Origin of the sequence: Actinoplanes sp. NPDC049316 (genome assembly GCF_040677315.1) — a bacterium.
Lineage (GTDB): Bacteria > Actinomycetota > Actinomycetes > Mycobacteriales > Micromonosporaceae > Actinoplanes.
Window position 1 is genome coordinate 307,785 of the sequence record NZ_JBFAQM010000006.1, and the last position, 22,034, is coordinate 329,818.

The 22,034-nt window shown below is 71.8% G+C and carries 21 protein-coding genes; 2 read left to right on the forward strand and 19 right to left on the reverse strand.

The annotated features are described in order from the left end of the window. Window positions 1–52: 52 nt before the first annotated feature. From AB0K03_RS12650 to AB0K03_RS12675, 6 genes are all read right to left on the reverse strand, one after another. A complete protein-coding gene (locus tag AB0K03_RS12650; protein WP_364683645.1) occupies window positions 53–991 on the reverse strand; it encodes a cellulose binding domain-containing protein in 939 nt (312 codons plus the stop codon). A gap of 335 nt (window positions 992–1,326) precedes the next feature. Beyond that, window positions 1,327–1,914 carry a GTP-binding protein gene (locus AB0K03_RS12655; RefSeq protein WP_041832917.1) on the reverse strand — a complete coding sequence of 196 codons (588 nt, stop codon included), beginning with the start codon at window positions 1,912–1,914 and terminating at the stop codon, window positions 1,327–1,329. 1 nt (window position 1,915) lies between these two features. Beyond that, the gene (locus AB0K03_RS12660) at window positions 1,916–2,290 is read right to left on the reverse strand and encodes a DUF742 domain-containing protein (RefSeq protein WP_199510810.1); all 375 of its coding nucleotides are present in this window, start codon (window positions 2,288–2,290) and stop codon (window positions 1,916–1,918) included. A gap of 92 nt (window positions 2,291–2,382) precedes the next feature. Then, window positions 2,383–2,787, reverse strand: a complete 405-nt coding sequence (locus AB0K03_RS12665) for a roadblock/LC7 domain-containing protein (protein WP_014447580.1) — start codon at window positions 2,785–2,787, stop codon at window positions 2,383–2,385. Next, window positions 2,784–6,434 (reverse strand): sensor histidine kinase, encoded by a 3,651-nt coding sequence (locus AB0K03_RS12670; RefSeq protein WP_364683646.1) that lies wholly within the window; start codon window positions 6,432–6,434, stop codon window positions 2,784–2,786. Before AB0K03_RS12670 ends, AB0K03_RS12665 begins: the two co-directional genes overlap by 4 nt. A gap of 448 nt (window positions 6,435–6,882) precedes the next feature. Beyond that, the gene (locus AB0K03_RS12675; RefSeq protein WP_364683648.1) at window positions 6,883–7,950 is read right to left on the reverse strand and encodes an adenosine deaminase; all 1,068 of its coding nucleotides are present in this window, start codon (window positions 7,948–7,950) and stop codon (window positions 6,883–6,885) included. A gap of 26 nt (window positions 7,951–7,976) precedes the next feature. Here AB0K03_RS12675 and AB0K03_RS12680 point away from each other — a divergent pair, with 26 nt between their 5' ends. After that, entirely contained in the window at window positions 7,977–8,867 is an 891-nt protein-coding gene (locus AB0K03_RS12680; protein WP_364683650.1) for a putative RNA methyltransferase, read from the forward strand. Here AB0K03_RS12680 and AB0K03_RS12685 read toward each other — a convergent pair. The 9 genes from AB0K03_RS12685 to AB0K03_RS12725 form a co-directional block, all read right to left on the reverse strand. Further along, window positions 8,864–9,541, reverse strand: a complete 678-nt coding sequence (locus AB0K03_RS12685) for a DUF4272 domain-containing protein (protein WP_364683652.1) — start codon at window positions 9,539–9,541, stop codon at window positions 8,864–8,866. The genes AB0K03_RS12680 and AB0K03_RS12685 overlap by 4 nt on opposite strands. A gap of 6 nt (window positions 9,542–9,547) precedes the next feature. Then, a complete protein-coding gene (locus AB0K03_RS12690) occupies window positions 9,548–10,870 on the reverse strand; it encodes a thymidine phosphorylase (protein ID WP_364683654.1) in 1,323 nt (440 codons plus the stop codon). Beyond that, the gene (locus AB0K03_RS12695; RefSeq protein ID WP_364683656.1) at window positions 10,867–11,580 is read right to left on the reverse strand and encodes a cytidine deaminase; all 714 of its coding nucleotides are present in this window, start codon (window positions 11,578–11,580) and stop codon (window positions 10,867–10,869) included. Before AB0K03_RS12695 ends, AB0K03_RS12690 begins: the two co-directional genes overlap by 4 nt. 19 nt (window positions 11,581–11,599) lie before the next feature. Then, window positions 11,600–12,868, reverse strand: coding sequence for an ABC transporter permease (locus tag AB0K03_RS12700; protein ID WP_364683745.1), 1,269 nt, complete (start codon window positions 12,866–12,868; stop codon window positions 11,600–11,602). Between the two features lie 5 nt (window positions 12,869–12,873). Continuing rightward, window positions 12,874–14,076 carry an ABC transporter permease gene (locus AB0K03_RS12705; protein ID WP_364683747.1) on the reverse strand — a complete coding sequence of 401 codons (1,203 nt, stop codon included), beginning with the start codon at window positions 14,074–14,076 and terminating at the stop codon, window positions 12,874–12,876. Between the two features lie 65 nt (window positions 14,077–14,141). Continuing rightward, window positions 14,142–15,749, reverse strand: coding sequence for an ABC transporter ATP-binding protein (locus AB0K03_RS12710; RefSeq protein WP_364683658.1), 1,608 nt, complete (start codon window positions 15,747–15,749; stop codon window positions 14,142–14,144). Window positions 15,750–15,930: 181 nt separating this feature from the next. Further along, window positions 15,931–17,025 carry a BMP family ABC transporter substrate-binding protein gene (locus tag AB0K03_RS12715; RefSeq protein WP_364683660.1) on the reverse strand — a complete coding sequence of 365 codons (1,095 nt, stop codon included), beginning with the start codon at window positions 17,023–17,025 and terminating at the stop codon, window positions 15,931–15,933. Window positions 17,026–17,219: 194 nt separating this feature from the next. Next, window positions 17,220–17,501 (reverse strand): SCO4848 family membrane protein, encoded by a 282-nt coding sequence (locus AB0K03_RS12720; protein ID WP_364683662.1) that lies wholly within the window; start codon window positions 17,499–17,501, stop codon window positions 17,220–17,222. Window positions 17,502–17,552: 51 nt separating this feature from the next. Continuing rightward, a complete protein-coding gene (locus AB0K03_RS12725; RefSeq protein WP_364683664.1) occupies window positions 17,553–18,500 on the reverse strand; it encodes a hypothetical protein in 948 nt (315 codons plus the stop codon). Here AB0K03_RS12725 and AB0K03_RS12730 point away from each other — a divergent pair. Further along, window positions 18,499–18,987 carry a TetR/AcrR family transcriptional regulator gene (locus AB0K03_RS12730; RefSeq protein ID WP_364683666.1) on the forward strand — a complete coding sequence of 163 codons (489 nt, stop codon included), beginning with the start codon at window positions 18,499–18,501 and terminating at the stop codon, window positions 18,985–18,987. The two genes, AB0K03_RS12725 and AB0K03_RS12730, sit on opposite strands and share 2 nt — an antisense overlap. Here AB0K03_RS12730 and AB0K03_RS12735 read toward each other — a convergent pair. Genes AB0K03_RS12735 through trpS form a run of 4 tightly spaced genes read right to left on the reverse strand, consistent with a single transcriptional unit; the run spans window position 18,976 to window position 21,925 of the window. After that, window positions 18,976–19,380 carry a hypothetical protein gene (locus AB0K03_RS12735; RefSeq protein ID WP_364683668.1) on the reverse strand — a complete coding sequence of 135 codons (405 nt, stop codon included), beginning with the start codon at window positions 19,378–19,380 and terminating at the stop codon, window positions 18,976–18,978. The two genes, AB0K03_RS12730 and AB0K03_RS12735, sit on opposite strands and share 12 nt — an antisense overlap. Window positions 19,381–19,388: 8 nt before the next feature. Beyond that, entirely contained in the window at window positions 19,389–20,309 is a 921-nt protein-coding gene (locus tag AB0K03_RS12740) for a YihY/virulence factor BrkB family protein (RefSeq protein ID WP_364683669.1), read from the reverse strand. A 36-nt stretch (window positions 20,310–20,345) separates the two neighbouring features. Beyond that, window positions 20,346–20,894 carry a 2'-5' RNA ligase family protein gene (locus tag AB0K03_RS12745; protein ID WP_364683671.1) on the reverse strand — a complete coding sequence of 183 codons (549 nt, stop codon included), beginning with the start codon at window positions 20,892–20,894 and terminating at the stop codon, window positions 20,346–20,348. Between the two features lie 5 nt (window positions 20,895–20,899). Then, entirely contained in the window at window positions 20,900–21,925 is a 1,026-nt protein-coding gene (gene trpS / locus AB0K03_RS12750) for a tryptophan--tRNA ligase (protein ID WP_364683673.1), read from the reverse strand. Between the last annotated feature and the right edge of the window lie 109 nt (window positions 21,926–22,034).

Genomic DNA, 22,034 nt, shown 5'->3' on the forward strand with positions numbered 1-22,034 from the left:
CGCGGCACGCCGCGCGGTCGGCAGACCTCAGCCCGCGCCCTCCGGCGTCCGGTCAGCTGACCACCTGGGTGAGGTCGGCGGGGTCGGAGCGCCGGTCCAGCGCGTCGATGGCGCGTACCGACCAGACGTGGGTGCCCGCTGCCGGGGCCGGGCCCGCGTACCGGGTCGCGCCGGTGATGGCGACCGGTTGGCCGTCCAGCGAAACCTCGTAGCCGGCGATCGCGGGTGCCGGACCGACCGGCGGTGGTATCGGCTGGCTCCAGGTCAGGCGCTGAGAGCCCGGGGCAGTGGCCGCGATCGCCAGGCGGCCGGGGGCCGGCGGGACCGGGATCTGCGGTGTGCCCAGTGATGCGTACGCGCCGGCCGAGTAGTTGCCGGTCGTGTCGATGGCGCGGACCCGGAAGAGGTAGACGCGGGGCGGAAGCGTGGCGCTGGTCGAGTAGACGTAGCTGGTGGCCGTGGTGGTGGCCAGCAGGGTGCCGCCCTCGTACACCTCGTAGTGTCGCAGCCCGCGGTCGTCGGTCGACGGGCTCCAGTGCAGGGTGACGCCGGCGCTGGTGTCGATGGTCAGCGGGGCCGGCCGGGCGGGGTCCGTCTCGTCCGGCGGGAGGCCGTCGCAGGGCTGACCGTTGACCTGGCAGTTGGCCGGCTCACCGGTGCCGTGGCCGTACCAGCCGAAGTCGACGGAGCCGCCCGGCGGCGGGGTGGCGTTCCATGACTCGGGCTGGACCGTCACGTGGTCGCCGGTACGCGTGAATCGCCCGTTCCAGCCCGTCACGATCGTGGTGCCGGGCGGCAGGTCGAACTCGACCCGCCAGCCGTCGACAGTGCCGGGCGATTCGTTGTGCAGCCGGTAGCTGGCGACCTGGTCGGTTCCGAACACGGTCCGCTGGAGGTCGGCACGGACCGCCGCCGGCGTGGACGGGGCCGCGAGCGCCGGTGCTGGTGCGGACAGAGTCAGCAGCCCGACGAGCCATGGGAGAAGCCTCATGCCCACAGGCTAAAGACATCGGGGTACATCGATGCCGTGATTGTCGGTGCCGCCGGATAGAGGTGTTGTGGCGCGCTCACATCCGTCGATGCAACGCTCTCAGCGCCCCGTGGAGGCCGCTGGATCCGAGGCCGGCATGTTCGGGGCCGCTACGTGCCGACGACGGCCAGAAACGGCCCTGGAGACGGCCGGCATGCCCCCCGGGAGTGCGTCGGTACGAGTCCGATCGGCACCGGGGCCGATCGGAATAGACGACGACGGACGATGGCCGGCCGCATGCTCAGCGCACGCAAAAGTCCCGCTCCGGTGACCGGAGCGGGACTTTCGACGACGGGTCAGGCCGGCGCTACCGCGCGCGAGCGGCGCATCGTGAGGACGTACTCGACGAGCGAGATGAGTACGTTCTTCGTCGACTCGCGGTTGCGGGCGTCGCAGCTCACCACGGGTACGTCGCTGGAGATCGCGAGCGCGTCGCGGACGTCCTGGGCGTTGTGGTACTGCATGCCGTCGAAGCAGTTGATGGCGACCAGGTACGGCAGCCGCCGGTGCTCGAAGAAGTCGATGGCGGCGAAGCAGTCGGCGAGCCGACGCGTGTCCACCATGACCACCGCACCGATGGCGCCCCGGACCAGCTCGTCCCACATGAACCAGAACCGCGTCTGGCCAGGTGTGCCGAACAGGTACAGGATCAGGTCCCGGTCGATGCTGATGCGGCCGAAGTCCATCGCCACCGTGGTCGTCGTCTTCCCCGGCACCTGCCGGTTGTCGTCGACGCCCACACCGGCGGAGGTCATGATCGCCTCAGTGGTCAGCGGGGTGATCTCAGATACGGACCCCACCAGCGTCGTCTTACCGACGCCGAAGCCACCGGCGATAACAATCTTCGCCGATGTCACGCGCCCGGCGGTCGGCCGGCGCGACATGTCAGAGCCTGCGAAGTCCACTCAGCACCCTTTCCAGCAGTTCCGTACCCACCGCATCGTTCTCGTCCTCCAGCGACGTCGGCTCGTACACCGCCACCAGGCCGTCGTGCGCCATGTCGGCGACGATCACCCGAGCCACCCCGAGCGGTAGTTGCATGCGTGCGGCGATCTCCGCCAGCGACTGAACTCTGCCGCCGTCGCACATCGCCGCGATGTACTGGTGTTCGCTCCCGCCCCTGCCCGTACCGGTGGAACGGCCGCGGACGGTGGTCTCGACGAGCGCTTCCAGCGCTATCTCAAGCTTGGGCCGGGTCCGGCCACGGGTCACGGCGTACGGTCTGACCAGTGCGCCGGTCGGCTCATCGCGTTCGGGCATCGTCACCGCTCACCCCATCCCTCGGCCCATAGAAGTGTCTCGTGTTGTCAAGGTTTTGGACAGATACCGGACGGATCCGGTAGGCAATCCGTTCAGCCGAGAACTCCGGCCGCCGAGCGCGGAGCCGGCGTCAGGGCCTCACCCACGCGGTCCACCAGGAGCGCCATCTCGTAGCCCACCTGTCCGACGTCGCAGCTGCGGGCCGCGAGGACGGCGAACGACGAACCGTCCGAGATCGACATCAGGAAGAGGAACCCGTTGTCCATCTCGACCACCGTCTGCAGCACCGCGCCGCCCTCGAAGCACCGCGCGGCGCCCTGGGTCAGGCTGACCAGGCCGGAGGCGATGGCCGCCAGCTGGTCGGCACGGTCCCGGGGGAGGTCCCGCGAGGCCGCGAGCAGCAGACCGTCGGCGGAGACCGCGATCGCGTGCGCAACCCCGGGAACGCGGTCGGCGAAGTTGGCCAGGAGCCAACCCAGATCCTGCGTACTTGTCATGCCTCATGCTCCTTGCCAGCCTGCGAGGACTGCTGCCCTCCCGGAGTCTCCTCCGGGTTGGTCGATTGATCCTTCGTGCGACCCCGCTGCACACCGCGGTGGTACGCGGACAGCAGCCCGCGAACCGCCTCGGGGGTGCGGCGTTGGACGGAGGTCTCGGCCCGGTCCACACCACCAGGAACGAGCTGTGCCATCGGCGTACGACGCGGCAGACCGGCCGTCGTCGTGGTTTCCACCGGCATCTCGGCGGCCTTGCGGGCGGCCTGCCAGCCCTCGTCGGCCGCGGTCTGCCAGGGGTTGCCCGCGCTGCCGTCGGCCGTACCGTTCACGGCGGACGAGCCGTTCGTCGCCGCGCCGTTCGCGGCGACCGCACCCACCGTGGCGGGGTCGCGGTCGACGCGGGTCTCCGGCGAGGGAGCCTGCTGCGGCACGCCTGGCTGGCGGGCCGGCTCCCCGGTGGAGAAGCGCTGGGTGGTCACCACGTCGGCGTCGGCCGGCGTGCCGGAACCGGCCGACGGCTTGGCGTCGGTCGTCCGCGGCTCGCTGGGCCGGGCGGTGGTGAACCAGGCGGACTCGAGCTCCCGGAAGATCGGCAGCTCCATGGTCTCGTCCGCGAACTGCGACTGCCCGTCGCCCCCGGCACGCTGACGCGCGGCGGCCTGGGCGGCGGCGATCTGGGCGGCGGCGGTCGCCTGCGCGGCGGCTGCCTGCTGGGTGGCCGCCTCGTGCGCGGCGGCGGCAGCCGCGGCGGACCGCTCGGCCTCGCTCGGCGGCGTGGCGTTCTGCGGGTTCGTCGGCGGCGCCACCTGCGGCTGCGGGCCGGTGCCGGTCCGATCCGCGCGGTACCGCGGCAGCTCGGCGGTCAGGTCCAGGGCGGCCGCGAGGCTCTCCGGGACGTGCGGGGTGCCGTGCTCACGGTCGCCCGCCACCGGCGGCCAGGCCGGCGGGTGCGCCGGGGACGCGGGCGGGGCCGACTGCGGGCGACCGGCGTTCGGCGGCGCCGAGGTGGGCGGGCCCGACACGGGCGGCGACGACACCGGGCGGCCGCCACCGTACGGCGGGGCGGACGGCACCGGCGGCGCGGAGACCGGCGGGACCGGGGGCGCGGAGACCGGCGGCACGAACGGCGACCGGCCCTGCGTCTCGGGGCTGGGCGGAAGCTGACGCGGGATGGTGTGCCCGAAGGCGCCCGTGTCCTCGGGCCGCTGCCCCTCGCCGTTGCGGCGCTGCGGCAGCCCGTCGTTGCCGGCGAAGCCCTGCGGGCCCGACTGGGGCAGCGGCGGGATCGGCTCGTTGCTGCGCGGGCCGTGGAAGCCGTTGGCACCGGAAGAGCCGTTGCTGAAGCCGTTGGCGCCGCCGCCACCGAAGCCGTTGGAACCGCCGCCGAACCCGTTGGACGGGCCGCCGAAACCGTTCGCCGGCTCGAAGCCGTTGGTCGGCGCGCCGGTCAGGTCGGACCAGGCCGGCACCGAGCGGCCCGCGCCCGTGCCGAGCATGCCACCGGTGGGCATCGGCGGGTTCGGGTCGAACGGGCGACCGCCGGGGTATCCGCCACGGCCACCGCTCTCGAGCGCCAGCGGCGGCTCGGTGAACGCGGGCCGGTGGTCGACGCCACCGAACGACGTGGGTGCGGCACTGCTCGCCAGCCGGCCGGCCGCGCTGGTCGTCACCATGACACCGGCCGGCAGGCCGACGTCGGCGACCGTGCCCCGCTCGGTGTCGGCGGGCCGCAGCTCGACCTTGACGCCGTGCCGGTTGGCCAGGCGGGCGACCACGACGAGGCCCATCATCCGGGAGACCGCCACGTCCACCATGGGCGGGTTGGCGAGCCGCTCGTTGAGGTCGCGCAGCTGCTCGCGGCTGATGCCGATGCCGCGGTCCTCGACCGAGAGCACCGCGCCGTCGCCGAGGCGGCGCGCCTCGACCACGACGTGCGAGTTCGGCGGCGAGAACGCGGTCGCGTTGTCGAAGAGCTCGGCGACCAGGTGGACCATGTCGTTGACCGCGTGCGCGGCCACCTCGATGTCCCGGTCGATCATGCCGAACTCGATGCGGGTGTAGTGCTCGACCTCGGACTGCGCGGCGCGCAGCACGTCGATGAGGGCGGCCGGCTCGCGCTGCACACGGGTGGAGTCGGCGCCGGCGAGAACGAGCAGGTTCTCGTCGTTGCGGCGCATCCGGGTGGCCAGGTGGTCGAGCTGGAAGAGCTCGGCCAGGCGGTCCGGGTCCTCCTCGCCGCGCTCCAGCCGGTCCAGGTGACCGATGAGCCGGTCGACCAGGATCTGCGAACGACGGGCGAGGTTGACGAACATGGTCGCGACGGAGGACCGCAGGGCGGCCTGCTCGGCCGCGGTGCGGACGGCTTCCAGGTGGACCGCGTTGAACGCCTCGGTCACCTGCCCGAACTCGTCCCGGCTGCGCACCGGCAGCGGCTCGGCGACCTGGTCGGCGACCTGGGCCGGGGTGAGCGAGCCGGTCAGCGCCGGGTCCCGCAGCCGCTCGACCGCCTGGGGCAGGCCGAACTGGGCGACGTTCAGGGCGCCCTGGCGCAGCTCACGCAGCGAGCGGGCCATCGACCGGGCGACCATCCACGCGAAGACGATCGCGAGCAGGAGCATGCCGAGCAGGACGCTGGTCTCGATGAAGACCTGGCGCTGCACCGAGTCGCGGATGTCGGTGGCCTGGCCCACGATCTGCTCGTCGAGCTGGGTCTCCACCGTGCGGAACAGGCCGTTGTAACCGACCATCGCCGCTTCCCACTTGGTGCGGTCGAACGGGATCGCCGCGACGTTGTCGGCGCCCAGCGCGGACAGCGGGCCGGTCAGGTTGGTGGCGGCACGCTTCGCGGGGCCCTTCACGACCCGGTCGAACAGCGCCTTGTCCTCGTTCGTGGCCACCTGGCGCATCGACGAGTCGGCGATCGCGTAGCCGGTGTCGGTCAGCAGCAGCTCGCGGCGCAGGTCCGCGGTGAGCCGGCCTTCGCCGAGAACCCGGTGGCCGACGTCGCGCTGCCGGGCGATGTAGTCCTTGGCACGGGCGACGGCGGCGACCACGCGCAGCCGGTCGCTGAGCTCGGTGTCCTGGGCGAGCTGCGCGGAGGCGTCACGCACGTTCAGCAGGTCGTTGATGACGACGCTGTACGCGCTGTCGACCTCCTTGGCGTCGAACTGGCCGTTGGCCGTCTGACTCCGGGTGGAGGGCAGCTCCTCCAGGTTGAAGTTGAGGCGCGACAGCAGCGTGGCGACCTGGTCGGGAACGTCGTCCAGGGCGGCCTTCTGCTGGGCGTACGGCAGCTTGGCCGCGTCGACCTTGGGGTGCTCGGCGTTGTACGCCTGGGTCGCCGCCTGGCGATCCGGCGTGTCCGGCTTGGTCGTCGCGATCATCATGCCGTACGCGCGCTCGTTCTGCAGGTGGTCGACGAGTCCACCGGCGGCCTGCGACAGCACGGCCAGCGTGCGTGCGCGCTCGGCGTTGCTCGCCTCGTCGATGTGGTCGATCAGGCCGCTGGTACCGACGATGATCGTCGCCAGGGTGGGCACGAGCATGATGAGCCCGAGCTTCGACCAGATCGGCAGATCCCGCAGCCGGCCGGCCGGCCGGCGGAGACGCGACATGACCGCGTTCGCCGTCTTGGGGCGCTTGCTCACGTCACCGTCCTCCTGTTTCGGACCCGGCCTTCGGATCACCGGGCACCGCACACGGCCTACACACCGGGTCGGGCCCCCGAGATTCCATCACGACGAGTGTCAAAGAGAAAGAGCAGCCTGACCCGGACCGTTTGTGTGATGCGAAGTCGCGTCCGAAGACGCCGCCATCGCCGGTCGGTCATCACTGCTCGTATAGGGGCGCATCTCTCACGGTCACTCGATTCGGTCGGCACCGCGGTGTCCCCGCGCGTGCCGATCTGCCCGGATCCACCATCGATCCGGGCAGCACAGACGATGGCTCGCACGGGAGCGGACGGCAAGGCAAGATGCCGGATTATGCAGCTTTTGTAGAGAGGAGACTGACCGAACGGATGAGCCGCCTGACCGAATCGGTAGTTCGCGTCGACGAAAGTACGGACGTGTCGTTCATGCCCGTTTAAAACGGACTTCAGGCCACCAACTTCGCGTAGGCCGGCTTGATCACATCGAGGATGATCGCCAGCCGCTCGTCGTACGGGATGAACGCCGACTTCATCGCGTTGATCGTCAGCCACTGCAGCTCACTCCAGCCCCAGCCGAAGGCCTCGACCAGCAGCGCCATCTCCCGCGACATCGAGGTGCCGCTCATCAGCCGGTTGTCCGTGTTGACCGTGACCCGGAAGCGGAGGTCGCGGAGCAGGCCGATCGGGTGCTCGGCGATCGAGGCCACCGCGCCGGTCTGCACGTTGGACGACGGGCACAGCTCCAGCGGGATGCGCTTGTCGCGGACGTACGACGCCAGCCGCCCCAGCTTCCCGGCCGTGATGTCGTCCACGATGCGTACGCCGTGCCCGAGCCGGTCGGCCCCGCACCACTGGATCGCCTGCCAGATCGACGGCAGGCCGAACGCCTCGCCCGCGTGGATGGTGAAGTGGAAGTTCTCCCGCTGCAGGTACTCGAACGCGTCCAGGTGCCGGGTGGGCGGGAAACCGGCCTCGGCGCCCGCGATGTCGAACCCGACGACCCCGGAGTCGCGGTAGCGGACCGCGAGCTCGGCGATCTCCTGCGAGCGCGCGGCGTGCCGCATGGCGGTCAGCAGGGTGCCGATGCGGATCGGGTTGCCCTGGGCGGCCGCCTCGGCGCAGCCGTCCCGGAAGCCCGCGTGCACCGCGTCGACGATCTGGTCGAGGGTCAGGCCGCGCTCGAGGTGCTGTTCCGGCGCGTAGCGGACCTCGGCGTAGACCACGCCGTCGGCGGCCAGGTCGAGCGCGCACTCCTTGGCGACCCGGTGCAGGCCCTCCTCGGTCTGCATCACCGCCACCGTGTGCGCGAACGTCTCCAGGTAGCGTTCCAGCGACCCGGAGTTCGCCGAGGCGACGAACCACTCCCGCAGCCGCTCCGGATCGGTCTCGGGCAGCTCGTGCCCGACGGCGTCCGCCAGCTCGACGATCGTCGCGGGGCGCAGCCCGCCGTCGAGGTGGTCGTGGAGCAGGGCCTTCGGGGCCTTCACGATGTCGGCGAGGGAGATGGCAGCCATCAGCAGATGTTAGAGGGGCGCAACGGATGATCGACGGCGCATTGCCGTACCTGCGGTGCCCGGTGTGCGGCGGAACACTCGCGCGGGCGGCCTTCAGTCCGGTTGTGGGTGGCGGCGGGGTGGTTGGACAGGGCGGCGAACGGGCGCTGCGCTGCCCGCGGGGACACTCCTTCGACATCGCCCGGCAGGGCTATGTCACCCTGACGGCGGGCCGGGCACCCCATCCGGGCGACAGCGCCGGCATGGTCGCGGACCGGGAGACCTTCCTGGCGGAAGGCCACTACGACTTCATCGCGGACGCGCTGGCCAAGAAGGCTGCGGCGCCGGCTGAGGGAGCCGCGGCGGCGACCGCGGCGGTACGCGCGGACGACGGCCTGGTCGTGGACGCGGGTACGGGCACCGGCCGATACCTGGCCCGGGTGCTCGACGCGCTCCCGGGCGTGCCGGGGCTGGGCCTCGACGTCTCCAAGCCGGCCCTGCGCCGGGCGGCCCGGTCGCACCCGCGCGCCGCCGCCGTGCTCGCGGACCTCTGGCGGCCGTTGCCGCTGGCCGACGCCGTGGCGAGCGTGGTGCTCAACGTCTTCGCCCCGCGCAACGGGCCGGAGTTCCGCCGGATCCTGCGCCCGGACGGCCGGTTGCTGGTGGTCACCCCGGCCCGCGACCATCTCGCCGAGCTCATCGACGCCTACGGGCTCGTCAAGGTCGATCCGGACAAGGCGGACCGGGTCGCCGATGCGCTGGGCGGCGGCTTCGAGGCTGTGTCCGTGCAGCCGGTCAGCCGGACGCTGCGGTTGTCGGAGGCGGAGACCCGTACCTTGATCGGGATGACACCCAGCGCGCGGCATGTGCCGCCGCACGTAGCGGGAGCGCACGAGGTGACCGCGGCCGTTGACGTGACCTCCTACCGGCCGGTCTAGACCGAGAGGTCGACCTCTTCCCATTCCGGGGGATCGTCGTGGTACGGCCCGGAGAACACCACCGCCCACTCCAGGGCCCACCGGCGCTGGCCGATGGCGTTGCTGTCCACCTCACCGGGCGGCCGTACGCCGTTCTTCTCCGCCTCCTGGAACGCCCAGTCCAGGCAGTAGTAGAGGTCGAGCAGCACCGCCGCCTCGATCGCGTCCCGGGGCGCCACGAGCGCCCGGGACCGCCAGGCGTTGAACAGCTCCCCGCCGGGCAGGTCCGGCATCTGCCGCATCAGCCGTTCCTCGGGCGGCGCGGTGGGGTCGAGGTGCCGGCTCAGCCCCAGCAGCCACGCCAGCGCGAACACCGCGTCGTGGTGCAGCACGAACGAGCGGTGGTCGCCCTTCGCACCGGCGACGAACTGCCACTCCGGCGGCGTGACGAAATCGACCAGCTGCGACTTGAGCAGCCAGCTCATCGCGATCTCGGTGGGCATGCCGAAGCAGCGCGCCACGACCACGTGCAGGACCGCAGCCCGCGCCTCCAGCTCGCCCGTGGGACGCAGCTCCACGCCGTCGCCCGGCTCCCAGACCAGCGGGAACGACGGCGGCGGCAGCGGCAGCGCGAGCCGTTCGAGTTCGTCGAGGCTGGCGTCGCGCACCGCTCGGGGGTCGGGGGCGGCCTTCATGACCGCTCAGGCTATGCGATCGATCAACAGAGGGCCTTCAGTCCGTTCGTGGGTGGCGGTGGGGCGGTCGGAAGGGCGCCCATGGGCGGGCGCGTCCTGCGCGACGGTGACCGCGCCGGCCGCGTCGGCCCGGGCGGCGGGGATCCGGTCCGGGTCGTCCGTGCGCAGTTCGAGCAGCACGTCACCGGCACGTACGGCGTCGCCGGGCCGCACCTTGAGCAGCACGCCGGCCCCGAAGCTGACCGGGTCCTCCTTGCGCGCGCGACCGGCGCCGAGCCGCCACGCGGCGAGGCCGATGCCCAGCGCGTCGATCGAGGCGACCACGCCGTCCCGGTCGGCCCGCAGCACCTCGGTCTCCCGGGCGACCGGCAGCGGCGCGTCCGGGTCGCCGCCCTGGGCGCGGATCATGGCCTTCCACGAGTCCATCGCCGCGCCCGACTCCAGCGCCTTCGCCGGGTCGGCGTCGATGCCCGCGGCGGCGAGCATCTCGCGGGCCAGCGCGAGGGTCAGCTCGACGACGTCGGCCGGGCCGCCACCGGCCAGCACCGCCAGCGACTCCTCGACCTCGACGGCGTTGCCCACGGCCAGGCCGAGCGGGGTGTTCATGTCGGTGAGCAGGGCGACGGTCCGTACGCCGTGCGCCTTGCCCAGCTCCACCATCGTGCGGGCGAGCTCGCGGGCGGTGTCCTCGTCCTTCATGAACGCGCCCGTGCCGACCTTGACGTCGAGCACCAGCGCGCCGGTGCCCTCCGCGATCTTCTTGCTCATGATCGAGCTGGCGATCAGCGGGATGGCCTCGACGGTGCCGGTGACGTCGCGCAGGGCGTACAGCTTGCGGTCGGCCGGGGCGAGTCCCTCGCCGGCGGCGCAGATGACCGCTCCCACGTCGCGCAGCTGGCGGACGAATTCGTCGTTGCTGAGCGTGGCCCGCCACCCGGGCACGGACTCGAGCTTGTCGAGGGTGCCGCCGGTGTGCCCGAGCCCGCGGCCGGACAGCTGCGGCACGGCCGCGCCGCACGCGGCGACGAGCGGGGTGAGCGGCAGCGTGATCTTGTCACCGACGCCGCCGGTGGAGTGCTTGTCGACCGTCGGGCGCGACACCGCGGACAGGTCGAGCCGCTCGCCGCTGGCGATCATCGCGGCGGTCCAGCGCGCGATCTCGCCGGGCGTCATGCCGCGCAACAGGATCGCCATCGCCAGGGCGGACATCTGCTCGTCCGCCACGACCCCCCGGGTGTACGCGTCGACCACCCAGTCGATCTGCGCGTCGGACAGAGTGTGCCCGTCCCGCTTGGCCCGGATGACGTCGACCGCCGCGAACTCGCTCATCGTTGTTCCCATCTGGTTCCGATGCCTTCGGGGGGCTCGCCCTCGCCGGCCCACGCCAGCGCGCCCTCCGCGTCCACCACGACCACGCGTGACGTCCGCGTCAGACCCCACGTGACCGCCGCGGCGGCGCTCGGGAAGATGGGCCCCTCCTCCAGGATCCCCTTCTCGGCGTCGCCCTCCTGCGGGCTTCCGCCGGAGCGCTCCCAGTAGCCGGTCCAGACCTGCTCGCCGCCGGAGAGGTCCGGGTGCACGAACACCGTGCCGCGGCCCCGCCAGCGGGCGAGCTGCGGCGGGACGTCGGGCACGGCGGCCGGCCCGGTCACCTTGTCGAGGTCGTCGGGGCCGAACGCGTGCGGCAGCAGCTCCGCCATCGTGAGCGGCCGGGGCACGGCCTCCACGAGGCATTCCGGGCCGCCGTGTTCGTACAGCAGCTGGCGGCAGCGGCCGCAGGGCATCAGCGGCAGCCCGTTGGCATCGACGCACGAGACGGCCACCAGGCGGCCGCCACCGGTGGCGTGCAGCGACGTGACCAGGCCGCACTCGGCGCAGAGGCCGACGCCGTACGAGGCGTTCTCGACGTTGCAGCCCACGACCACGCGACCGTCGTCCACCAACCCCGCGACCCCGACCGGGAAGTCGGAGTAGGGCGCGTACGCGTGCCGCATGGCCTCGATGGCCGCCGCGCGCAACGACCCCCAGTCGATCTCCATATCGCGGATTCCCCCCGTGTCAGCTCTTGATGTACGGCTGTCCGTCCGCCGCGGGCGCGCGTACCCGGCCGACGAGCCCGGCCACCGCCACGATCGTCGCGAGGTACGGCAGCATGTTGAGGAACTGGCTCGGCACCGGGCTGCCGACCGCGCTCAGGTACGTGGCGAGCTTCTGCGCGAAGCCGAAAAACAGCGCCGCGCCCAGCGCCCCGAACGGCGTCCAACGGCCGAAGATCAGCGCCGCCAGCGCGATGAAGCCCGCGCCGGAGGTCATGTTCTTGTTGAAGCTGCCGGTCGCCACGAGCGTGAAGTACGCGCCGCCGGCGCCGGCGATCACGCCGCCGATGAGGACGTTGAGGTAGCGCAGGCCCCGTACCCGGATGCCGACCGTGTCCGCCGCCGTGGGGTGCTCGCCGACCGCGCGGGTCCGCAGGCCCCACCGGGTCCGGGTGAGACCGAAATGGATCGCGAAGACGAGGATGAGCGCGAGCCAGACGAGCGCGTTCGTGTCGAACAGCACCGGGCCGACCACCGGGATGTCGGAGAGGCCGGGGATCTGCCACTCGGGCATCTTCGGCGGCTGGTTGTACGCCTGCGCGTCGGGCTGCATCAGGCGCTCGTACAGGAAGCCCGTCACGCCCAGCGCCAGCAGGTTCAGCACGATGCCGACCACGACCTGGTCGACGAGGTACCGGATCGCCAGCACCGCGAGGATCGCCGCGATGAGCACGCCGCCGACGGCCGCGCTGAGCACGCCCGCCCAGACGCTGGTCGCCATCGTGCCGACCAGGGCGGCGCCGAAGGCGCCCATCAGGAACTGGCCCTCGATCGCCACGTTGACCACGCCGGACCGCTCGCCCAGGACGCCCGCCAGGGCCCCGAGGATCAACGGTACGGCCAGCTCCAGCGTGCCGCTCGCCGTGTCCACCAGCGGCAGGAACTTGCCGGCGACCTGCCAGCAGAGGAACGACAGGACGAAGGCGAGGATGCCGAGGCTCAGCACGCCCGTCTGGTAGCGGCGGGCCAGGCCGGCGAAGAGCACCGCGCCCGCGGCGAGCGCCACGATGCCGAAGAGGATCGCGCCGAGCTGTCCGTTGATCGAGAGCGCCGCGCCGGCGGCGTCCTCGCTGAGCGTGAACCGGGCCGTCTTCGCCGGCGCCAGGGCGCCGAACAGGATGGTGGCCAGCAGGCCGATCACGGCCACACCGACGCCGAGGCGCCGCTGCCGGTCCCAGAACCGGGCCGGCGCGACGGCCCCGGTCACCTCTTCCGCGGTCGCGGTCGACACCGCCGTCACCAGCCCTTCGCCATCGAGGTGCCGAGCCGCGCGGAGCGGGCGGCGCGCAGGTGGAAGATCGCCTTCACGAGAGCCGGTGCGGCGATGAAGATGACGATCAGGGCCTGGAGCACGGTGACGAGCTCCAGGGAGATGCCCGAGAACGATTGCATCCGGTTGCCGCCGGCGCGCAGCGCGCCGAACAGGATCGCGGCGAGCAGCGTCCCCCACGGCCGGTTCCGGCCGAGCAGCGCGACCAGCAGGCCGTCGAAGCCGATGTTGCCGGCGACCTGCGGGGTCAGCGCGTGCGCGGTGCCCAGCACCTGGGTGGCGCCGCCGAGCCCGGCCAGGCCGCCGGCGATCACCATGAGCAGCGTGTACGTCTTGGCGACGCTGATGCCGGCGGTCCGGGCGGCGGGCGGGTTGGCGCCCACGGCCCGCAGCTCGAAGCCGAACGCCGAGCGGTTCAGCAGCCAGGCGACCCCGGCGGTGGCCAGCACGGCCAGCACGATCCCGAGGTTGGCCCGCAGCTCGCCGCCGAACGAGGACAGCTGGGCGGAGCCGTCCACGGTCTTGCTGATCGCGTCGCTGCGCCCGGGCTGCTGGATGCCCTTCTGCAGGATCAGCCAGCCGAGGAAGAGGTTCGCCGTGTAGTTCAGCATGATCGTCACGATCACCTCGTGGGCGCCGGTCCGGGCCTTGAGGATGCCCGGCACGAAGCCCCAGAGCGCGCCGCCGAGCAGGCCGGCGAGCAGCGCCGCGATGAGGTGGATCACCGGCGGGAGCGGCAGGAAGAAGCCCGCCATGGCCGCGGTGATCGTGCCGACGACCGCCTGGCCCTGGCCGCCGATGTTGAACAGGCCGCCGCGGAACGCCAGCGCCACGGACAGGCCGGTGAAGACCAGCGGGGCGGCGTACGTCAGGGTCTCGGAGATCGGGAAGAAGACCTGCCGCCACGTCCCCGAGCCGTCGGCCCACGCGGTGATCGCGGCGGGGTCGACGATCGCGCCCTTGAACAGGTCGGCGTACGCGTCGCTGACCACCGTCCAGCTGGCGTTGAGGGCGTCGCTGGGCCGGGCCGTGAAGTAGCTGAACGTGTTGAGCACGTCGGGGTCCGACACGACGATGAGGACCGCACCGATGATCATCGCCATCACGATGGAGAGCACGGTCACCGTGACGGTGTTCGCCGCCCACAGGTTCTGCAGGAAGGCGTGCAGGAACGATTCCTGGTCCCGGGGCTTCTGAGGGGCCGGGGCCTCGTCGACCGCGGTGGCGTCGGTGGTCACTTCGTCCCCTTCTCTGCGGCTCCGTCGCCGGCCGCCGGTTCGTCGTCGCCGCGATCCGCGCCGTCGGCCGCGGCGGGCCGGGCCCCGGCCGCTTCGGCCCCGGCCGCCCCGGGCTCTGCAGCCTGCGCGGCGGGCTCGGACGCCGGCGCGCCGCCGTCGGTGATGCCGGCCATGAGCAGGCCCAGCTCCTCGCGCGGCGTGTCCGGCGAGACGATGGCCAGGATCCGTCCCCGGTACATGACCGCGATCCGGTCCGCCAGCCCGACGACCTCGTCGAGCTCGCTGGAGACCACGAGGACCGCCGTGCCGACGTCGCGCTCGTGGACGATGCGGCCGTGGATGAACTCGATGGAGCCCACGTCGACGCCGCGGGTCGGCTGGGCGGCGATGAACAGGCGCAGCGGCCGGGACAGCTCGCGGGCCACCACGACCTTCTGCTGGTTGCCGCCGGAGAGCGTGCTGACCGCCGCCTCGGGCGAGGACGTACGGATGTCGAACTGCTCGACGCGCTCGCGGGCCGCGGTGGCGACGGCGCCCGGGTCGAGCCGGAACGCGTTGCCGTACGGCGGCCGGTCGTACTGGTCGAGCACGAGGTTCTCGGCGACGGAGAACTCCTTGACCACGCCGTCGTGGCTGCGGTCCTCGGGCACGTACCCGATGCCGGAGCGCAGGATGTGCTTGGTGCTCATGCCGATCAGGTCCTCGTTGTCGACCATGATCGACCCGGCGCGCGGCTCCCGCAGGCCCATCACGGCCTCGACGAGCTCGGTCTGCCCGTTGCCCTGCACGCCGGCGACGCCGAGCACCTCGCCCGCGCGGACCACCAGGTCGACGCCGTCGACGGCGCGCACGCCGCGCTCGTCCTCCACGACCAGCCCGGAGATCTTCAGGACCTCGCGGCCCGGCTCGGCCGGCGACTTGTCGATGTCGAGGCTGACCGCACGCCCGACCATGGTCGACGCCAGCTCTTCCTCGGAGGTGTCGGGGCTGACGGTCGCCACCGTGCGCCCGCGGCGGATCACGGTGATCCGGTCGGCGATCGCCTTGACCTCTTTGAGCTTGTGGGTGATGAAGACGATGGACTTGCCCGCGTCGGACAGCCCGCGCATGACCTCGAGCAGTTCCTCGGTCTCCTGCGGGGTCAGCACCGCGGTGGGCTCGTCGAGGATGAGCAGGTCGACGTCGCGGGTGAGAGCCTTGACGATCTCCACGCGCTGCTGCGCGCCGACCGGCAGATTCTCGACCAGGGCGTCCGGGTCGACGGGCAGGCCGTACTTCTCGGAGACCTCGAGCACCTCGCGGCGGGCGCGGCGGCGATCGAGGAACCCGGCGCGGGTCTTCTCCGCGCCCAGCGCGATGTTCTCGGCGACGGTGAAGACGGGAACCAGCATGAAGTGCTGGTGGACCATGCCGATGCCGGCGGCGATGGCGTCGCGGGGGCTGCGGAAGGTCCGCGCCGCGCCGTCGACGACGATCTCGCCCTCGTCCGGTTGCAGCAGGCCGTAGAGCTGGTTCATCAGGGTGGACTTGCCCGCGCCGTTCTCGCCGAGCAGGGCGTGGACCTCACCTGGTTCGACGGTGAGGTCGATGTGATCGTTGGCCACCAGGTCGCCGAAGCGCTTGGTGATGCCGCGCAGCTCGAGTCTCAGCGGAATCTCCTGCAGACGAGGGACGGACGGTGGGCAACGCGAGGGACGCTATAACAGCCCTGAGCAGAGCCGCCGCGCAGGCCACGGGTCTTCCCCGCGGCCGCGCGGCGGCCGGAACGCTGACGTCAGCGGCGGGTCACTTCGGCGCGTTCGCCGACTCGACCTTGACCTTGCCCGCGATGATGTCCTGCTTGAGCTGGTCGACCTCCGACTTGAGGGTCGCATCGACCTTGCTGTCGAACTTGTTGTACGGCGCGATGGACACGCCGTTGTTCTCCAGCTTGCCCAGGTAGCCCGGGCTGGCGGCGAGCGGCTTGCCCTGCGCGCCGTCGGCCACGGCCTGCTCCACGGCGTCGGTGATGTTCTTGACGACGGTGGTCAGGAAGACGTCGCAGTACTGCTCGGCGCTCTTGCAGCCGTCCTGGTCGACCCAGATGACGGAGACCTTGCCGTTGGACGCCTTGGCGACGTCCGCGGTGCCCAGGCCCGTGCCGCCGGCCACCGGCATGATCACGTCGGCGCCCTGGGCGACGAACGTGTTGGTGATCGACTTGCCCTTGCTCTGGTCGCCGAAGTTCTCCGCGAAGGTGCCGTTCTGCTTGGCCTTGTCCCAGCCGAGCACCTGCACGTTCTTCTTCTTCTGCTCGTTGTAGTACTTCACGCCGTCGGCGAAGCCGTCCATGAAGACGGTGACCGGCGGGATCTTCAGGCCGCCGTACGTGGCCACCTTGCCGGACTTCGAGTAGCCCGCGGCGAGGTAACCGGCCAGGAACGCGGCCTCGTCGGTGGCGAACTGCATCGGGAACACGTTGGTCGCGCCCTGGATGCTGCTGTCGACGATGCCGAACTGCTGGCTGGTGTTCTCCGCCGCGACCTTCTTGGTGGCGTCACCCATGAGGCCGCCGACCGCGAGGATGAAGTTGCACTTCTGCGTCACGAACTGGCGCAGGTTGGGCTCGTAGTCGGCCTCGGCCGTCGACGCCACGTACTTCGGCTCGACGTTGCTCTGGGCCTCCTTGGCGGCCTGCATGCCGGCCCACGCCGAGGCGTTGAAGGACCGGTCGTCGATGCCACCGGTGTCGGTGACCATGCACGCCTTGTATGTCGCGGCGGCGCTCGCGCCCGAGCCGCTCGGGGTCTCGGCAGGGGCGTCGCCACAGGCCGCGGCGGCGAGCGTCAGCCCACCCGCCGCGAGAATCGCAACGATTCGGTTCCCACGTACTGGGCGCAACACGCCCTCCTTCCACAGCGCACCCGCACTTCGCGGCGCGTCTCAGGTCGGGAGCGTAGCCGCAGGCCACGGCGTCGGCAGGAAATCGGCCCGGACTGTTGGCGCACCGTTACCTGGCCGCAACCGCGTCCGGACCCGAACGCCGCTTCAGGTGACGAAGCGACGGAATTGCCCGAATATCGCGAAACCCACCGTTAATCTTTCGGCCGACCGGCCCCTGTGACCACAGAATCTTCGGCAATCGATGTCTTGCGGCTCCCGGCCCGCCAGCCCCGGACGCCGAGCACGCCGACCGTCGTGCCGATGGCGAGCGACGCGGCGATGAGCACGGCGTGGACCACGAGGAAGGACGTCGGGCGCCCGCCGGCGAAGGAGCGGTCGTCGTTCCAGATCGCCAGGCCGAAGCGCGGCCAGATGAACCAGGTCCAGACACCGACCGCGATCAGGAAGGCGGACCACCGCCGGGAGAGCACCACGGGAAGAAGTATGCGCCGCGGGGGCGGCCCGTCCGGACCGCCCCCGCGCGCTCATCCGGCGAGCACCGCTTCCCGCCGCGGCCCGGCTTGCGCGACCGCCGTCGTGGCCCGGACCGTTTCGCGCCGGCCGGCGGCGACCAGGATCAGACCCACGACGGCGTACGCGGACAGCACCCACGCCGCGGTCGCGCCACCGTGACCGTCGAAGTACGCCACCGAGCGCAGCAGCGTGGCACCCGCGCCGACCGGCAGGAACTGCCCGACGGCCCCCCACGGCTGCGGCAGCAGCTCCGGCGCCGAGGCGACGGCCGAGAGCGCGTTACCGACGAGGAAGAAGGTCGCGGCGCCCAGGGCCGCACCGGCCCGGCCGGCCACCGCGCCGAGCCCGGCCACCGCGGCCGACACCGCGAGCGCGAACAGCGCCAGCACCCCGGCGTTGACCAGATAGTCGCCGGGCACGACGCCGAGCCAGTACTGCTGCACGGCGGCCCCGGCGAACCCGGCCAGCACCGCGAACGCGCCGAGCCCGGCCAGCCGCGCGCCGGGCCGCTTCACGAGCAGGAACGTCAGGACCCCGGCGAGCAGGCCGGTGATGGCCATCGGAAGGAACCCCGCGCCGAAACCGGCACCGCGCGGGTCGCCGGAGGAGGTGGGCACCACGTCGACGACCGGGACGGCGCGCCCCTGCCCCAGCTCAGCGGCCGCCTGGGTGAGCAGCGTGGCCACCGTCGGGCTCGCGGCGGAGGCGACGTGCAGGGCGGGCCCGTCGGCGCCGAGGACGATCGCGCCGTAGACCTCGCGGTCGCGGATGGCCGCGTCCGGGTCGGCGACGATCCGGACGTCGAAGGCGCCCGGGCGCGCCTGGGTCAGCCGCGCGGCGAGCTGGCCGGCCGCGGGCGTGCCACGCGTCTCCGAAGAGCACCTGACCGCCCGCCGCGAGCAGATCCTCGCCGCGGCCCGTACCTGCTTCCTGCGCAACGGCCTGCGCAACACCTCCATGCAGGACTTGATCCAGGAGGCCGGGCTCTCCGTCGGTGCGGTCTACCGCTACTTCAAGTCGAAGGACGAGATCATCAACGCGATCTCGCAGACCGTGGCCGGCGGGCTGGCCGCGGTCCTGACTGAGATAGCCGCGGAGGACGACCTGACCCTCGTCGGCTCCCTCTCCCGGGTCCTGGACGTCATCGACGAGCAGGTCGCCCCGGGCGGCAACTTCCCGCTGGCGATCCAGGTGTGGAGCGAGGCGACGCTCGATCCGGCCATCGCGGCCATCGTCCGCGAGCGCTACCTGGAGCTGCGCATGCCGTTCCTGGTCATCGCGAAGCGGGCGGCGGCGCGCGGCGAGGTGGCCGCGGGCGCCGACCCGGAGGCGGTGGCGGCCACCCTGTTCGGTTTCATCCCGGCCTACGCGACGCAGCGCCAGCTCGTCGGCTCGCCGGACAAGGAGACGTTCCTCAGTGGCGTCCGGGCGCTGCTAACCCGCTGAGGTCAGCTTCTCGGCGATGCGGGCGAACCCGGCGCGGACCTCGGCCTCGGTCGGCGGCCGGCCGGGGGTCGTCCGGCGCGGCCGGTCCCGGTCGAACGTCTGCGCCTCGAGGTCGTCGGTGCTGGCGTCGTGCGGCGCGCCGGACTTGGCCAGCGCGACCTCGTTGCGGATCGCCTCCGCGTCGGCCAGCGGGAGCAGCGGCTCGACCACGGCCATGAGGTCCTCGTCGGCGACCACGGCCTGGGCGAGCGCGAGCGCGTGCGGGCGCTCGTACGGGCCGCAGACCAGCGGCTCCCACTCCTCGTCGTCGCCGAGCGCACCGATGGTGATGATCCACGGCAGGTTCGCCACCGGCGAGTCCGGCGGCAGATGCAGCGTCACGAGTGTGCCCACGCCGCTCATCATTCCGGGCGGTGGTGCCGAATCCAGGTATTTTGCCCCACTGGGGCAGTTTTATCGTCAGCTGACAGGTCGACGACCCGGCCGTGCGGGCTGGTCGCGGCCCACGCCGCCCCGAAGAGCAGGATCTGGTTGAAGACATAGAGGTAGACCAGCAGCCCGACGGCGCTGGCGACCAGGCCGTACGCGGGGTTGCGCTGGATCAGCCCGACGAACGACTTGCCCACGGTGTTCAGCAGGTAGATCCCGATGCCGACCTGCAGCACGGGCGGAGCCATTCGCCGGGCCGTCATCCGCAGCCGGGGCACCGCGGCGAGCAGCGCGGCCGCCAGCAGCATGTTGATCCCGATCGTGAGCACGGTGCTGATGATCGACAGCAGCAGGTTGGCCCGGCCGTCGGAGATCCAGTCGAGCAGCGACTCGAGCCCGTACACGGCGCCGACGGAGACGATGAGCAGCAGCAGGATGCCGAGCAGCACGAGCAGGTCGACGGCCTGGCGCAGGCCGAAGTAGCCGGGCTGCTCGTTGAGCCGCCAGATCAGCCGCTGCGACGAGCGGATCGCCTCGACCCAGCCGATGCCGGTGAAGATGAGGCCGACGATGCCCACGATGCCGACCGTACGGCCGCTGTCCAGGATGGCGGCCACGTCGAGGAAGGGCAGGTTCTCGTCGAGGAAGTCCTGCACGATCTCGAAGAGCCGGACGTTGTTGTCGATGAGGACGCCGAAGACCGAGTAGCCGATCAGCGCCAGCGCGAAGACGGCGAAGAACCCGTAGTAGGCGATGGCCGCGGCGAGACGTCCGCCCAGCACCTCGTCATAACGCAGCGCCGCCCGGCAGAAGTGGTCGAAGTACCGGGAGCGGTGCCGCAGGGCCATGATCCGCGCTTCGACCGCCGCGTACGCCCGGTCGATGGCGTTCACGCGGGAGACCGTACCCAAAGGACGCGGGATCTAGAGCTAACCACCGAGCTTGTAATCGCGGCGGCGCTGCCAGGGCCCTTCGCCGCCGGCCGAGAGGTCGTGCGAGAACAGCGTGAACGCCGGCACGTCGAAGCGCGCGTCGAAGTCGGCGAGGTCGTCGAAGACCGCGTCGAGGGCGGCGCTCGGCACGTCCTGGGCGACGGTCACGTGCGGGTGGTACGGGAACCTCGCGTCGCGGTGCACCCCGTCGGCGCCGGCGATGGCCGCGGCGAGCATCTCGCACTCGCTGATGCCGACCGCGAGGGTCACGAACACGACCTCGGTGACCGGCCGGAACGTGCCGGTGCCGCGCAGGTGGATGGTGAACGGCTGCTGCGCCGCGGCGATCTCCTCCAGCTGCCGCTCGATGCCGGGCAGGTCCGCGCTGGCGACCTCGGTCGGCCCCAGCAGCGTGACGTGCGCCGGCGTGTACGCCGCCTGCGGGTCGCCCGCCTCGTGCCGGCGCCGGGTGAGGTCGGCGCCCCACGGCGGCGGGACGTCGATCGCGACCCCGATCCGGGTGGTGGCCGCGTCGGTCTGCGCCACCGGTGTCAGGCTCCGCGGGACGGGCTGAGGAACCCGATGTTCTGGTACGCCTGGGCGAGCGTGACCGCCGAGACGGCCCGCGCCTTGTCCGCGCCGATGGCCAGCACCTTGTCGAGGTAGCCCGGGTCCTCGAGGAACGTGCGGGTGCGGTCCTGGATCGGCTTGACGAACTCCACCACGATCTCGGCGAGGTCCTTCTTGAGGTCGCCGTAGCCGCGGCCGTCGTACTGCTCGAGCAGCTCGTCTATGGTCCGCCCGGTGAGCGCCGCGTAGATGGTGAGCAGGTTGCTGATGCCGGGCTTGTTCTCCTCGTCGTAGAGGATCTCGCGGCCGGTGTCGGTCACCGCCGACTTGATCTTCTTCGCCGACCGGGCGGGCTCCTCGAGCAGCTCGATGATGCCGTTCGGCGAGGACGCCGACTTGCTCATCTTCGAGGTCGGGTCCTGCAGGTCGGTGATCTTCGCGGTGTCGCGCACGATGTACGGCGACGGGACGGTGAACGTCGGCCCGAACCGGGTGTTGAACCGCTGCGCCAGGTCCCGGGTGAGCTCGAGGTGCTGGCGCTGGTCCTCGCCCACCGGCACGGCGTCGGCCTGGTAGAGCAGGATGTCGGCGGCCTGCAGGATCGGGTACGTGAAGAGGCCGACGCTGGTGGTGTCGGAGCCCTGCTTCGCCGACTTGTCCTTGAACTGGACCATGCGCCCGGCCTCGCCGAAGCCGGTGATGCAGCTGAGCACCCAGGCCAGCTGGGCGTGCTCGGGCACGTGCGACTGGACGAACAGCGTGCAGCGCTCCGGGTCGAGCCCGAGGGCGAGCAGCTGGGCCACCGACAGCCGGGTCCGGTTCCGCAGCGCCACGGGGTCGTGCCCGGCCGTGATCGCGTGCAGGTCGACGACGCAGTAGAAAGCGTCCGCCGTCTCCTGCATGGCCACCCAGTTGCGGACCGCGCCGAGATAGTTTCCGAGGTGGAAGGAGTCGGCGGTCGGCTGGATGCCGGAGAGCACCCGGGGGCGGCGATCGGCGTCGGACATGAGCGCCATTGTGTCAGTTCCGCCGCCATGCCCGTCAAACGCCTGTCCCGCCCTTCGGCAATGTTCGAACGTGTTGACTTATGAGCGTTCTTGGGGAACCCTGGACGGT